We start from the raw sequence: 12996 nt of genomic DNA, 5'->3' as shown, positions 1-12996 counted from the left end.
GTCATGTCACAGCTGGTTCAGCAGTTGTCATCTCCCCATCCCCAGCCGCCTCCGCCGCCGTGGTCGTACGCGACGAGGTTGGTGTGAACTGCGTTGGTGGGAGCTGCGTTGGTGGCCGCGCTGGCGACTCCCGCTCCGGCCGCGAGGGCGAGGATGGGAGCTGAGCAGACCGCGATGGCCACTCTCTTCATACGGGTGGTGTGCGCGCGCATGATATGCCCCTCTCCGAGGGTGTGGATTCTTACGGCGGCCGCCAACGGGGGCCGTCCTCGTACGCACCAGAGCCTGCGCGCAGCTCTGGGCGGCGTCCGCCGCCCGCGATGGCGGTTTACGACGGGCACGTCACTTCCGGTTCTAAACGGATATAAGTGACGTTCGTTATTAAACGTACGATGAGAGAGCGGGGAAGTCAAAGGCAGGCCCCGACGGGCAAAGTAGAGAACTAGCAAAAGAAGCCCAGGTACTTGAAGCTTTCAACCACCGGGAACCATCGGGGTCCAGCCATGACCGTCCAGGACGTCCGTGCCTTCCATCGCTTCGCCACCGTGCTGCACGAACTCGCCCACACGACGGGCGCCGACCCGGCCGGGCCGCGCGCCGGACTCGGGCTGGAGGACGGGCACTTGAACCGGGTGCTCGACGCCTTCGAGGAGGCGGGACTGGTCGAGCGCACCCCTTTGGCGGCGCGCCCGGCCCTGACCGGGCGCGGGCGGGCCGCCGCGGCCCTGCTCGACACACAGGCGCGGGAATCGGCCGGCGCGCTGCTCGAAGCGGTCGGTCCCGTCGAGCGGACACGCCTGGAGCAGGCCCTGCGGACCATCCGTACGACCCTCGGCGACGCCCCCGCGACCACCGACCCCGCCGAGGTCGTCCTGCGCGAGCCCCGGCCCGGTGACCTCGGCTGGATCGTGCAGCGCAACGCCGCGCTGTACGCCGCCGAGCACGGCTGGAACGCCGATTACGAGGGACTGGTGGCCCGGATCGTCGCCGACTTCGCCGAGGACCACGATCCCCATCTGGAGCGGGTGTGGATCGCCGAATCGGCGGGGCGGCCCGTGGGCTGCGTGATGTGCGTACGGGACGACGCCCCGGGCGCCGCGCGGCTGCGGCTGCTGCTGGTCGAGCCGGCGGCACGGGGGCTCGGCATCGGGGACCGGCTGGTCGGGGCGGTAGTGGACTTCGCGCGCGGGGTCGGCTACCGGGACCTGGTGCTGTGGACGAACGACGTGCTCGGCGCCGCCCGGCGCCTCTACCGGCGGCACGGCTTCGTGCTCACCGCCGAGAAACCGCACCGCTCCTTCGGCAAGGACCTGACCGGCCAGGACTGGCGCCTGGATCTGCACCGGTCGGGCGAGTGACGAGTAAGGTCCGTGACCATGAAGCTAGCCTTCTCCACCCTCGGGGTTCCCGGTCTTCCGGTGCCGGACGTGCTGGCGCTCGCCACCGCGCACGGCTATCACGGAGTCGAGCTGCGCGCGCATCCGGAGGAGCCGGTGCATCCGGGCCTCGGGGCGGCGCAACGGGCCGATGTGGCCGCCGAGTTCAAGGCGGCCGGGGTCGAAGTCCTGTGCGTCGCCGGGTACGCCCGCCTCGCGGCACCCGGCGGGGACGGCCCGGTCGTCGACGAGACGCGTCAACTCCTGGAGTTGGCCCATGACCTGGGCGCGCCCTTCATCCGGGTCTTCCCCGGCGCCGATCCGTCCCGGCCGCCCGCCGAGTCCGACGCGATCGCCGCCCGGCGGCTCGGCACCGTAGCCGAGGACGCCGCCGCCCTCGGGGTGCGGATCCTGCTGGAGACCCATGACTCGCACCGCACCGGTGCCGCCGCGATCCGTGTGCTGGGCCTGGTCGGACACGGTCACGTCGGCGCGCTGTGGGACGTGATGCACACCTGGCTGGGCGGCGAGCAGCCCTCGGACAGCTACGCGGCCCTCGCCCCGCATCTGGGATACGTGCAGGTCAAGGACATCGCCTCGGCCGAGGACACGACGCCGCTGCCGCTGGGCGCGGGGGTGCTGCCGCTCACCGAGTGCGTGGACGTCCTGTGCCGGCGCGGCTGGGACGGGTGGCTGTGCTGGGAGTACGAGAAGCGGTGGTACGAGGCGGCCGCGCCGCTGGCCGGGCTGCTCGCGGGCGGGCGCGAGCACGTGCTGCGCCTGCTGGACGAGGCCGCGTAGCCGGTGCCGGGTACGGTCATCCGGCGCCTGCGGCCGCGTCGTGGCCGGTCGCCCGGTTCCCAGCGTCCCGTTGGGACGCGAACGCCTCGTGGAACGTCGGGAACGTCTTGCGGACGCAGCCGGGGTCGTCGTACGTCAGGCCGGACGTGCGCAGGGCGGTCACGGCGAAGGACATGACGATGCGGTGGTCGCCGAAGGTCTTGATCTCGGTGCCGGGTGCGGGGGTGCCGGGGCTGATCTCGATCCGGTCGGGGCCGGTCGCCACCCGCACGCCGAGCCGCCGGAGGTTGTCCGCGCAGGCCTCCAGCCGGTCGCACTCCTTCACCCGGGTGTTCGCCACGTCCTCGATGCGGACCGGTCCGGAGGCGAACGGCGCGATCGCGGCCAGCGTCGGCATGGTGTCGGAGATGTCCCGCATGTTCACGGTGATCCCGCGCAGGACTCCCGTACCGCGTACGGTCGTCCGGTCCCGCGCGATCTCCACCTCGGCGCCCATCCGCCGCAGCACCTCGACGAAGCGCAGATCGCCCTGGAGCGCGCCCGAGCCGAGGCCCGGCACGGTCACCTCGTGGCCCGGGGTGACGGCGGCCGCGGCGAAGAAGTAGCTCGCGGTGGAGGCGTCCGGCTCGATCGCGTAGGTGGTGGCCAGATAGCCGCCGGGCGGGACCGAGAAGACGTCGCCGTCCCGGACCACCTCGACCCCGAACGCCCGCATCATCGCGAGCGTGATCTCCACGTACGGCGCCGAGACCAGGTCGGTCACCCGGATCCGCAGGCCGGTGCGGGTCAGCGGGCCCAGCAGGAGCAGTGCGGTCAGGTACTGCGAGGACTGGCCGGCGTCCAGCACGACCTCGCCGCCCTCGACGCCGGCGGCCCGGACGGTGAGCGGGTGGTGCCCCTCGGCCTGCTCGTGCCGCAGGTCGACGCCCAGGTCGCGCAGGGCGCGGGTGAGCGGGCCGAGGGGGCGGCGGCGCATCTGCGGGGAGGCGTCGAAACGGTAGGTGCCGTGTCCGGCCGCGGCCAGGGCGGGCAGGAAGCGGGCGGTGGTGGCGCCGTCGCGGCAGTGGACGTCGGCCTCGGCGTGCGCCGGTCCCTGCGGGCGGCCGTCCACCTGCCAGGTGTCGGGGGTGCGGCCCACCCGGTAGCCGAGCCGGGTCAGGCCCTCGGCGAAGCCCTCGGTGTCGTCGGAGCGCAGGGGGCGTACCAGGGTGCTGACGCCGTCGGCGGCGGCCGCGAGGAAGAGCGCGCGGGCGGTGATGGACTTGGAACCGGGGATGTCGACTGCGGGCATGGCCGCATGATGGCCGCTCACCCCCGCCCCGGTCACGCATGTCCAGGGGCTGGACGGCGCGCCTCGCGAATGCGTCGCTGGCGGCGCCTCGGTGGTTACTGTGCATGCTCCAGCGGTTCTCCTCCGGAAGGAGCGCACGTGCACGACACCAGCACGGGAAGCGCGGGAAGCACCGCACGGCCGTCCAGACGTGCCGTCCTCACCGCCACCGCGGGTCTCACCGCCGCGCTGACCGTAGCGACGTCCGCCCGCGCCGCCGCTCCCCCCGACGACCGCGGGCTGCGCGCCCTGATCTCCCGGATGACTCTGGAGGAGAAGGCCGGCCAGCTCTTCGTGATGCGGGTCTACGGCCACTCCGCGACCGCCCCGGACCAGGCCGACATCGATGCCAACATCAAGGAGCTCGGCGTCCGTACGGCCGCCGAGCTGATCGCGAAGTACCGGGTCGGCGGCATCATCTACTTCACGTGGGCGCACAACACCCGTGATCCGCGGCAGATCGCGGACCTCTCCGACGGCATCCAGCAGGCCTCCCTGGAACAGCCGCGCGGCCTGCCGGTGCTCGTCGCCACCGACCAGGAGCACGGCGCGGTCTGCCGGGTCGGCAAGCCCGCCACGCTCTTCCCGGGCGCGATGGCGGTAGGGGCGGGCGGCTCCCGTTCCGACGCCGAGACCCTCGGCCGGATCTCCGGCGCCGAGCTGCGTGCGATGGGGATCAACCAGGACTACTCCCCCGACGCCGACGTCAACGTCAACCCCGCCAACCCGATCATCGGGGTCCGCTCCTTCGGCGCCGACCCGGACGCGGTCGCCGCGCTGGTGGCCGCCGAGGTGAAGGGCTACCAGGCGTCCCGGGTCGCGGCCACCGCCAAGCACTTCCCGGGCCACGGCGACACCGCTGTCGACAGCCACACCGGCTTCCCGGTCATCACGCACAGCCGGGACCTGTGGGAGAAGCTGGACGCCGTGCCGTTCCGGGCCGCGATCGCCGCCGGCATCGACTCGGTCATGACCGCGCACATCCAGTTCCCGGCCCTGGACGACTCCGGCGACCCGGCCACCCTCTCCCGCCCGGTCCTCAGCGGCATCCTGCGCGGGGAGCTGGGCTACGACGGCGTCGTCATCACCGACTCCCTCGGCATGGAGGGCGTGCGCACCAAGTACGGCGACGACCGGGTCCCGGTGCTCGCGCTGAAGGCCGGGGTGGACCAGTTGCTCAACCCGCCGTCGATCGACGTGGCCTGGCACGCCGTGCTGAAGGCCGTCCAGGACGGCGAGCTGACGGAATCCCGGCTGGACGAATCGATCCTGCGCATCCTGCGGCTGAAGTCCCGGCTCGGCCTCTTCGACGAGCCGTACACCTCCCGGGCGGGCGTCGGGCGCACGGTGGGCAGCCCGGCGCACCTGGCCGCCGCCGACCGGATCGCCGAGCGGACCACGACCCTGCTCGTCAACGAGGACCGCACCCTCCCCTTCGCCCCGCGCACCGAACGCCGGATCCTGGTCGTCGGCGCGGACCCGGACTCCCCCTCCGGCACCACCGGCCCGCCCACCGGCGTCCTGGCCGCCGCCCTCGCCGAACTGGGCTTCACCGCCACGGCCCTGTCCACCGGCACCCCGCCCTCCGCCGCGGCCATCGCCAAGGCGGTCACGGCGGCGCGGGACGCGGACGCGATCGTCGTGGCGACGTACAACGTGACGGCGGGCGACGCACAGCGGACCCTGGTGGAGCGGCTGCTGGCCACGGGCCGGCCGCTGGCGGCCCTCGCCGTCCGCAACCCCTACGACGTGGCCCAACTCCCCTCCGTCAAATCCTGTTTGACGTCGTACGGCTGGACCGACGTCGAGGTGCGGGCCGCCGCGCGGGTGATCGCCGGACGGGTGGCGCCGCGCGGGAAGCTGCCGGTGGAGGTGCGGCGGGCGGACGATCCGGCGCAGGTGCTGTATCCGATCGGGCACGGACTGACGTACTAGGCGTACGCCACACACCGGGCGTAACACCCACAAAAGCCGGAAACCATCCTGTCGGGGGGGTGGCGATGCGCGGGAAAGGTGCCTCGGGGCTCGTGTGCCTGCTGCTGGCCGCGCTGCTGACCGGTTGCCGGGGCCCGGCGGGCACGTCCGCAGGCGACGCCCGCCCCACCGCGAGCAGCGGATACGGCACCGGGTTCCTCGCGGTCGGCGCGTGCAGTTCCTTCGGCACGTCCCGGGTCACCGAGGTGCCCTGCGCGAGCGAGCGGGCGGCGGCCAGGGTCGTCGCCCGCTACGACGGTGCGGCGGCCGACGGCCCGCTGTGCCCGCCGACCACCGACTTCGTGCTGCACATCGGCGCCCGGGGCTACGCCTGCATGCGCGAGCTGGAGCCCCCGCACCCCGGCGATCCCGGCGGCGGGGGCGGCCCGCGCACGATCCCGGGCGACTGCGTGTACACCTCCGGGGCGGGCCAGGTCCGCGAGACGCCCTGCGACGGCTCGGGCGGACACCGGCCCCAGTACCGGATCACCGAGGCGGCCGCGACCCGGGCGGACTGCCCGGCGTCGACGGCGTTGTACGTCCAGTTGGGCGGAGACGAGCCGGTGGGCTGCGCCCGCCGGCTGTGACCCCTACGGCCGCAGCGCAGGCTCGCGGTCGAGATCCCGGGCATCCAGTGTCGCGTCGGAGTGGGCCAAGGGCTTCGCCCGGGCCACCTCGGCCGAGGAGACCCCGGCCCACTGGAGGATGCGTGCCGTGGCCAGCGCCTGCTGGTCCGGGACCAGGCCCGCCACGTTCGCGCCGTGGTTCATGCCGGGCGCGGTGAAGACGTAGGAGTCACGGGCGCCCGCGCCGAGCCGGAAGCGCTCCGAGCCCCAGGGGTCGTTCTGGCCGTAGACGAAGAGCATGTGGGTGGCGTGGTGTCGTACCCAGGTGTCCACGTCCCGCATCGCGTGCGGCTGGAAGCGCATCGGGATGGAGCGCGGCACGAAGTTGCGCGGCGGCTGGTAGCCGTAGCGGATCAACTTCCGCTCGATGTACGGGAAGTGGATGGTCGGCGCGCCGAGCTGGGTGCCCGCCTGGTAGTAGTACGGCGTGAACTGGGCGAGCCCCTGGTCGGTGTAGGCGGAGAAGCCGGAGATGGTGTCGACCGACGACCAGATCGCGTCGTCGCTCGCCGTGGCCGCGTCCGCCGGGACGCCGGCGCAGTCCTTCAGCAGGCTGTACTGCCAAAAGCCCCACACGTAGTCGAGGACGACCGCCTCGTACGCCTTGTCCAGGCCGCCGATGGTGTCGAAGGTGTAGCCCTTGTCGGCGGCGTACTGCGCGTACCGCTTCTCCAGCGGCGCGCGGCGCACCAGCGCCTGTCGCTGGACGGCGTCCAGCCGGTCGCGGCACTCCTTGGTGCCGACGCCGGCGAAGAAGCGGTCGTAGGCGGAGTCCTCGTCGTTGACGACGTCGTTGGGGGCGACGTAGGCCACCACGCCGTCCATGTCGCGCGGGTAGAAACGCTCGTAGTACGTCGCGGTCATACCGCCCTTGGAGCCGCCGGTGGCGAGCCAGTGGCCGCCGTAGATCGGCTTCAGGGCCTCGTACACCCGGTGCTGGTCGCTCGCCGCCTGCCAGATGTCGAGCTTGGACCAGTCGGCCGGGTCGGGGCGGGACGGGGTGAAGAAGCGGTACTCCAGGGAGACCTGGTTGCCGTCCGCGATCCGGGTGGGCTCGCTGCGGGACGGGGTCGTGGAGACGTTGTAGCCGCTGGTGTAGAAGACGGTCGGCCGGCTGGTGTCCTTGTGCAGCACGGTGATCCGCTGCTGGAAGGTGCCCCGGTCCGGGTGGCGGTGGTCGACCGGCTGGGTGTAGTCGAGGACGAAGTAGCGGTAGCCGGGGTACGGCTTCTCCTCGATCAGTTTCATGCCCGGTACGGCGAGCAGCCGGTCCTTGATGTCGGCCGGCCCGGCCTGGGCGGCGGTGGCCGCGCCCGCTGTGCTCAGCGTGCCTATGAACACGGTGAGCGCCAGCAGCCATCTGAGCGCCTTGCGCATGCGCACTCTCCCCTGTGTGACTGTTGTGAGACACATGTGCGCCGGAAGCTACCGAAGCAACTTCCGGCGCACCAGAGGGAGTTGTGCCGTCTGCCGGGGTCGTTCTCAGGCCACGCTCAGCACAGGATCCAGCCCGAGCTGACCGAGTCCCGGCCGACCGAGCCCCTGATCCACACGCAGCGGTGGCCGGCGTGGACGGTGACGGGGCCCGCGTGGTACCGGTAGCCGCCCTTGTCGACCACCGCGCGGTTGCCGCGGGCCTGGACGCTGACGGACATGGTCTGGGTGACGCCGGGGCGTCTGGGCACGGTCACGGCGCAGATGTAGCCGTCCTGCTTGTAGACGCTTGTCACGCCGGTGCTGAACGACAGGGTCCGCACCTCGCGCCCCGCGCAGGCGTTCGCCGTGTCCGCCTGGGCGGTGCCGGACGCCATGAGGCCGAGCGACCCGGCCGCGGCCAGCACCGCCGCCCCGAGCGCCAGACGCCGGCGTATCCCCCCACTGTCCACAGTTGTTCCTCCCCGTACCGCGGTGGGTTGCCCGATGACCGTACTGATGTACGGACGCACTGATGTGTCGGATGGTTGCACGACCGTCAGCGGAACGCGTCGCCTTCCCCGGCCGTCGGCGCGCCTCAGCGGGCGGCGCCGACCGGCTCCTCCGGCTCGGCCCCGCCGACGAAGGTGCGCCACAGCACGGCGTACCGGCCGCCACGGGCGAGGAGTTCGTCGTGGGTGCCGTCCTCGACGACCCGGCCGCGGTCCATCACCACCACCCGGTCGGCGCGGGCCGCGGTGGTCAGCCGGTGGGCGACCACCAGCGTCGTACGACGGCCCGCCAGCCGGTCGGTGGCCTGGTTGACCTGGGCCTCCGTGGCCAGGTCCAGGGCGGCCGTGGCCTCGTCGAGGAGCAGTATGTCGGGGTCGACCAGCTCGGCCCGGGCGAGCGCGACCAACTGGCGCTGGCCGGCCGACAGATTGCGGCCGCGTTCGGCGACCTCGTGCAGGTAGCCGCCCTCCAGACCGGCGATCATCTCGTGCGCGCCGACCGCCCGTGCCGCCGCCTCCACCTCGGCATCGGTCGCGTCGGGGCGGCCGTAGGCGATGGCGTCGCGGAGCGTGCCCGCGAAGAGGTACGCCTCCTGCGGGACCACGCCGAGCCGGTGCCGGTACGAGGTCATGTCGAGGGTGCGCAGGTCCGTGCCGTCGGCGGTGACCCGGCCGCCGGTGGGGTCGTAGAAGCGCGCGACCAGCTTGACCAGGGTGGACTTGCCCGCGCCGGTCTCGCCGACGAAGGCCACCGTCTGACCGGCGGGGATCGTCAGGTCGATGCCGGTCAGCGCCTCCTCGTCGCCGTCGGAGGCACCGTAGGCGAAGTGCACGTCCTCGAACGCGATGTCACCGCGCAGGGAGAGCACCTCCAGGGGTTCGTCCGCCGGCTTCGTGGACGTCGGTTCGCGCAGCAGCTCCTGGATCCGGCCCAGGGAGACCGTGGCCTGCTGGTAGCCGTCGAAGACCTGGGACAACTGCTGGACGGGTGCGAAGAACAGGTCGATGTAGAGGAGATAGGCGACCAGGGCGCCGGTCGTCAGCGTGGCCGCCTCCACCCGGTGCGCGCCCGCGATCAGCACGGACGCCGAGGCGACCGAGGACAGCAGCTGGACGAAGGGGAAGTAGATCGATATCAGCCACTGCCCGCGGATACGGGCGCGGCGGTAGTCGTCGCTGCGCCCGGCGAACCGCGCCCCGCCGTCCCGCTCGCGCCGGAAGGCCTGCACGATCCGCAGCCCGGCGACCGACTCCTGGAGGTCGGCGTTGACCACCGACACGCGCTCGCGGGCGAGTTCGTACGCCTTCACGCTCGCCCGGCGGAAGAAGACCGTCGCGACGATCAGCGGCGGCAGGGTCGCGAAGACGACGAGCGCGAGCTGGACGTCGATCACGAGTAGCACGACCATGATGCCGAAGAAGGTGACGACCGAGACGAACGCCGTGACCAGCCCGGTCTGGAGGAAGGTGGAGAGGGCGTCGACGTCCGTCGTCATCCTCGTCATGATCCGGCCGGTCAGCTCGCGCTCGTAGTAGTCGAGGCCGAGCCGCTGGAGCTGGGCGAAGATCTTCAGCCGCAGCGTGTACAGGACCCGCTCGCCGGTGCGGCCGGTCATCCGGGTCTCGCCGATCTGCGCGGCCCACTGGACGAGGACGGTCAGCAGACCGAGCAGCGAGGCCGCCCAGACCGCGCCGAGGGCCATCTTCGTGACGCCCTGGTCGATGCCGTGCCGGATCAGCACCGGCAGCAGCAGGCCCGCGCCCGCGTCCACGGCGACCAGGCCCAGGCTGACCAGGAGCGGCGCGCCGAAGCCGCGCAGCAGGCGGCGCAGCCCGTAGGAGTCCTCGCGGCGGACCGCTCCGGCCTCGTCGACGTCCGGGGTGTCGGTGGCCGGGGGCAGCGCCTCGACCTGGGCGAGCAGCTCGGGGGTGGCGGGGGTGCCGCTGAGCGCCGGATCCTTCGGCTCGCGGTCGCCGGTCCACAGCCGGGGGGTCACCCCCCGCTCGGCGTCGAACTCGGCGTCCAGCTCCTCGCGCAGGGTCGTGTCCTCAGCCAGGACGGCGGGCTCGGCGTGGCCCGGGGAGACGCCGCCCAGCTCGTCGGGGTCGGTGAGCAGCCGACGGTACAGGGGGCTGCGCTCCTGGAGTTCCTCGTGGGTACCGAGGGCGGCGAGCCGGCCGCCGTCCAGGACGGCGATGCGGTCGGCGAGGTTGAGGGTGGAGCGGCGGTGGGCGATGAGGAGGGTCGTGCGGCCCTCCATGACGTGCTTGAGCGCCTCGTGGATCTCGTGCTCGACGCGGGCGTCCACAGCCGAGGTCGCGTCGTCCAGGACGAGCAGTCGCGGGTCGGTGAGCAGGGCGCGGGCGAGTGCGACGCGCTGGCGCTGGCCGCCGGAGAGGGTCAGGCCCTGCTCGCCGACCGTGGTGTCGTAGCCCTCGGGCAGCTCGGCGATGAAACGGTCCGCCTGGGCGGCGCGGGCGGCGGCCTCGATCTCCTCCTGGGTGGCGTCCGGGCGGCCGTAGGCGATGTTGGCGCGGACGGTGTCGGAGAAGAGGAACGAGTCCTCGGGGACCAGCCCGATCGCGGACCGCAGCGAGTCCAGGGTCAGCTCGCGGACGTCGTGGCCGCCGATCAGGACGGCGCCGTGGGTGACGTCGTAGAAACGCGGCAGGAGCAGGGAGACGGTGGACTTGCCGGAGCCCGAGGAGCCGACGACGGCGAGGGTCTCGCCGGGGCGTATCTCGAAGCTGAGCCCTTCCAGGACCGGACGCTCGTGTGCGTACCCGAAGGACACGTCGTCGAACTCGACGGCCGCGGGCGCGTCGGCCGGCAGGGTCTTGGTGCCGTCCTTCATGGTCGGCTCGGTGTCGATCAGCTCCAGGACCCGCTCGGTGCCGGCGCGGGCCTGCTGGCCGACCGTGAGGACCATCGCGAGCATCCGGACCGGGCCGACGAGCTGGGCGAGGTAGGAGGAGAAGGCGACGAAGGTGCCGAGGGTGATGTGCCCGCGTACGGCCAGCCAGCCGCCGAGGGCCAGCATGGCGACCTGGCCGAGTGCCGGTACGGCCTGGAGGGCGGGGGTGTACCTGCTGTTCAGCCGTATGGTGCGCAGCCGCCCGGCGAAGAGCTTGCGGCCGACCTCCCGCAGCTTCCCGGTCTCCTGGTCCTCCTGCCCGAAGCCCTTCACCACGCGTACCCCGCTGACGGCGCCGTCGACCACGCCCGCGACGGCGGCGGCCTGGGCCTGGGCGTACCAGGTGGCGGGGTGCAGCCTGCCGCGGCTGCGCTTGGCTATCCAGCCGAGCGCGGGGGCGACGGCGAGGGCGACCAGGGTCAGCGGCAGCGACAGCCACGCCATGATCACCAGGGACATCACGAAGAGCAGGACGTTCCCGATGGTCATCGGGAGCATGAAGAGCAGGCCCTGGATCAGCTGGAGGTCGCTGGTGGCCCGGCCGACCACCTGTCCGGTGGACAGCTCGTCCTGGCGCCGCCCGTCGAGCCGGGTGAGGGTGCCGTACATCTCCGTCCGCAGGTCGTGCTGGACGTCGAGGGCGAGGCGGCCGCCGTAGTAGCGGCGGATGTAGGTGGAGACGTAGACGAGGAGGGCCGCGCCGATCAGGGCGCCGGCCCAGGGGGCCATGGAGCGGGTGTGGTTCCCGATCACGTCGTCGATGATCACCTTGGTGATCAGCGGGACGACGGCCATGACGGCCATGCCGGCGAGGGACGAGCCGAGGGCCAGGACCACGTCCTTCGGATACCGCCAGGCGTACGCCGCCAGACGTCGTGCCCATCCCCGTTGCGCTGCCACGCCGGTGCCTCCCTGTTGACCTGCTCTACCGGAAGGCACCAACGCACACGTGAGCGGATTTCATCCCTCCGCAACAAACCGAAGGGGGAAGGTCAGACGCGTACCCGCAAGTAATAGAACCGGGTCGTCTGCACCGGATTTTGGTTGTCGTCGCTCACCAGCAGGACCTTCAGGCGGCCGGTGTGGTCACGCCCGGTGATCGTCATGCCTTCGATGTTGTCCAGCAGCGGGTTCGGCTGGGGCTGCTTGGCGGTGGCGCCCAGGGACGGGCAGGTGGCGATGTCGGTGAGCAGGGTCTTCCTGATCGGACGGACACCCGGCTGCCCGGTCAGGTTCTCGATGCCGCTGGTGTCGGTCGCGTGGCGGGGGTCGGCCAGGTAGAGGCGGACGGTGTTGCCGACGCCGGCGGTGAAGCCGCGCTCCAGGACGAGGAGGCGGCCGTCGGAGGTGGCCTGGACCTCGGGGACGCCGAGGCCGGCGTCGATGCGGTAGGCGTACTGGGCGGCGAGCCGGAAGTGGCCGCCCCGGGTCCGGGTCCAGGTCTGGAAGCGGACGATGTCCCTGGCGTCGCCGGCGATCGGCTCCTCCATGGACGCGAGCAGCGTGTGTCCGCCGGGCAGCAGGGTCAGGCCCTCGAAGGTCTGGTTGCCCGTGGCGCGGCCGGCCGGGGCGACCAGGAGGGAGGACGGGACGGGGAGGCGGTCGAGGATCCTGCCGTCGGCGGAGTAGCGGCGGACGGACGGCTCGGTCTCGGAGGTGATCAGCCGGGTGCCGTCCCGGTCGATGGCCAGGCCCTCGGAGTCGAGGTCGGCGCCCTTCTCGTCGGCGAGGCGGACGGCCCGCTCCGGCCGCAGGGTCCTCGCGTCCAGGTCGAACAGGGAGGAGCGGTCCTCCAGGGCCGCGATCGAACCGTCCCGGTCCACGGCGAGGGCGGAGAAGTTGCCGACGAACGTGCCGTCGTACGTCGTCTTGTCGAGCGCGTCGGAGAAGCGGTCGAGGGAGACGGCCGGCGAACAGGCGTGGCCGCTCGCGGAGTCGGCGCCGGCGGGCCCGGCGGCGGTCAGACAGGTGGCCGCCGCCAGGCAGGCGGTGAGGGTGGCGAGTACGGTTCTCAGGCGCATGGCCGTCACCGTAGGACGGGCGGGTGTC

At 72.4% G+C, this 12996-nt stretch carries 10 protein-coding genes; 4 read left to right on the top strand and 6 right to left on the bottom strand.

Annotation, left to right across the window (positions count from 1 at the left end; genetic code table 11):
* Positions 1–17: 17 nt before the first annotated feature.
* Complete coding sequence (locus ADK64_RS46295) at positions 18–212, bottom strand: hypothetical protein (protein WP_159046400.1); 195 nt, start codon at positions 210–212, stop codon at positions 18–20.
* A gap of 291 nt (positions 213–503) precedes the next feature.
* Here ADK64_RS46295 and ADK64_RS34480 point away from each other — a divergent pair, with 291 nt between their 5' ends.
* Together ADK64_RS34480 and ADK64_RS34475 are read left to right on the top strand one after the other, a co-directional pair.
* Positions 504–1358: a bifunctional helix-turn-helix transcriptional regulator/GNAT family N-acetyltransferase gene (locus ADK64_RS34480; RefSeq protein ID WP_078993013.1), complete on the top strand. Its 855-nt coding sequence runs from the start codon at positions 504–506 to the stop codon at positions 1356–1358.
* 18 nt (positions 1359–1376) lie between these two features.
* Entirely contained in the window at positions 1377–2177 is an 801-nt protein-coding gene (locus ADK64_RS34475) for a sugar phosphate isomerase/epimerase family protein (protein WP_053665653.1), read from the top strand.
* A gap of 16 nt (positions 2178–2193) precedes the next feature.
* Here ADK64_RS34475 and aroA read toward each other — a convergent pair whose 3' ends face one another.
* Complete coding sequence (gene aroA / locus ADK64_RS34470; RefSeq protein WP_053665651.1) at positions 2194–3468, bottom strand: 3-phosphoshikimate 1-carboxyvinyltransferase; 1275 nt, start codon at positions 3466–3468, stop codon at positions 2194–2196.
* A gap of 138 nt (positions 3469–3606) precedes the next feature.
* Here aroA and ADK64_RS34465 point away from each other — a divergent pair, with 138 nt between their 5' ends.
* Positions 3607–5442, top strand: a complete 1836-nt coding sequence (locus tag ADK64_RS34465) for a glycoside hydrolase family 3 protein (RefSeq protein ID WP_053665649.1) — start codon at positions 3607–3609, stop codon at positions 5440–5442.
* A gap of 65 nt (positions 5443–5507) precedes the next feature.
* On the top strand, positions 5508–6068 hold the full coding sequence (locus ADK64_RS34460; RefSeq protein ID WP_053665645.1) for a hypothetical protein: 561 nt from the start codon (positions 5508–5510) through the stop codon (positions 6066–6068).
* A gap of 3 nt (positions 6069–6071) precedes the next feature.
* On the opposite strand, the gene ADK64_RS34455 is transcribed toward ADK64_RS34460, so the two are convergent.
* The 4 genes from ADK64_RS34455 to ADK64_RS34440 all read right to left on the bottom strand — a co-directional run bounded on the left by ADK64_RS34455 (position 6072) and on the right by ADK64_RS34440 (position 12968).
* Positions 6072–7484, bottom strand: a complete 1413-nt coding sequence (locus ADK64_RS34455) for a S28 family serine protease (RefSeq protein ID WP_053665643.1) — start codon at positions 7482–7484, stop codon at positions 6072–6074.
* Between the two features lie 116 nt (positions 7485–7600).
* The gene (locus ADK64_RS34450; RefSeq protein ID WP_053665641.1) at positions 7601–7993 is read right to left on the bottom strand and encodes a hypothetical protein; all 393 of its coding nucleotides are present in this window, start codon (positions 7991–7993) and stop codon (positions 7601–7603) included.
* Between the two features lie 125 nt (positions 7994–8118).
* Positions 8119–11847 carry an ABC transporter ATP-binding protein gene (locus ADK64_RS34445; RefSeq protein ID WP_053665639.1) on the bottom strand — a complete coding sequence of 1243 codons (3729 nt, stop codon included), beginning with the start codon at positions 11845–11847 and terminating at the stop codon, positions 8119–8121.
* 92 nt (positions 11848–11939) lie between these two features.
* Positions 11940–12968 (bottom strand): esterase-like activity of phytase family protein, encoded by a 1029-nt coding sequence (locus tag ADK64_RS34440; protein WP_053665637.1) that lies wholly within the window; start codon positions 12966–12968, stop codon positions 11940–11942.
* Between the last annotated feature and the right edge of the window lie 28 nt (positions 12969–12996).

Source organism: Streptomyces sp. MMG1121 (assembly GCF_001280015.1).
Lineage (GTDB): Bacteria > Actinomycetota > Actinomycetes > Streptomycetales > Streptomycetaceae > Streptomyces.
This window is presented reverse-complemented; position numbering and strand designations above follow the sequence as displayed.

What these genes read in the sequence shown, in the direction of transcription:
- ADK64_RS46295 (WP_159046400.1), bottom strand. Translation starts at nt 212, where the DNA reads ATGCGCGCGCACACCACCCGTATGAAGAGAGTGGCCATCGCGGTCTGC.
- ADK64_RS34480 (WP_078993013.1), top strand. Translation starts at nt 504, where the DNA reads ATGACCGTCCAGGACGTCCGTGCCTTCCATCGCTTCGCCACCGTGCTG.
- ADK64_RS34475 (WP_053665653.1), top strand. Translation starts at nt 1,377, where the DNA reads ATGAAGCTAGCCTTCTCCACCCTCGGGGTTCCCGGTCTTCCGGTGCCG.
- aroA (WP_053665651.1), bottom strand. Translation starts at nt 3,468, where the DNA reads ATGCCCGCAGTCGACATCCCCGGTTCCAAGTCCATCACCGCCCGCGCG.
- ADK64_RS34460 (WP_053665645.1), top strand. Translation starts at nt 5,508, where the DNA reads ATGCGCGGGAAAGGTGCCTCGGGGCTCGTGTGCCTGCTGCTGGCCGCG.
- ADK64_RS34455 (WP_053665643.1), bottom strand. Translation starts at nt 7,484, where the DNA reads ATGCGCAAGGCGCTCAGATGGCTGCTGGCGCTCACCGTGTTCATAGGC.
- ADK64_RS34440 (WP_053665637.1), bottom strand. Translation starts at nt 12,968, where the DNA reads ATGCGCCTGAGAACCGTACTCGCCACCCTCACCGCCTGCCTGGCGGCG.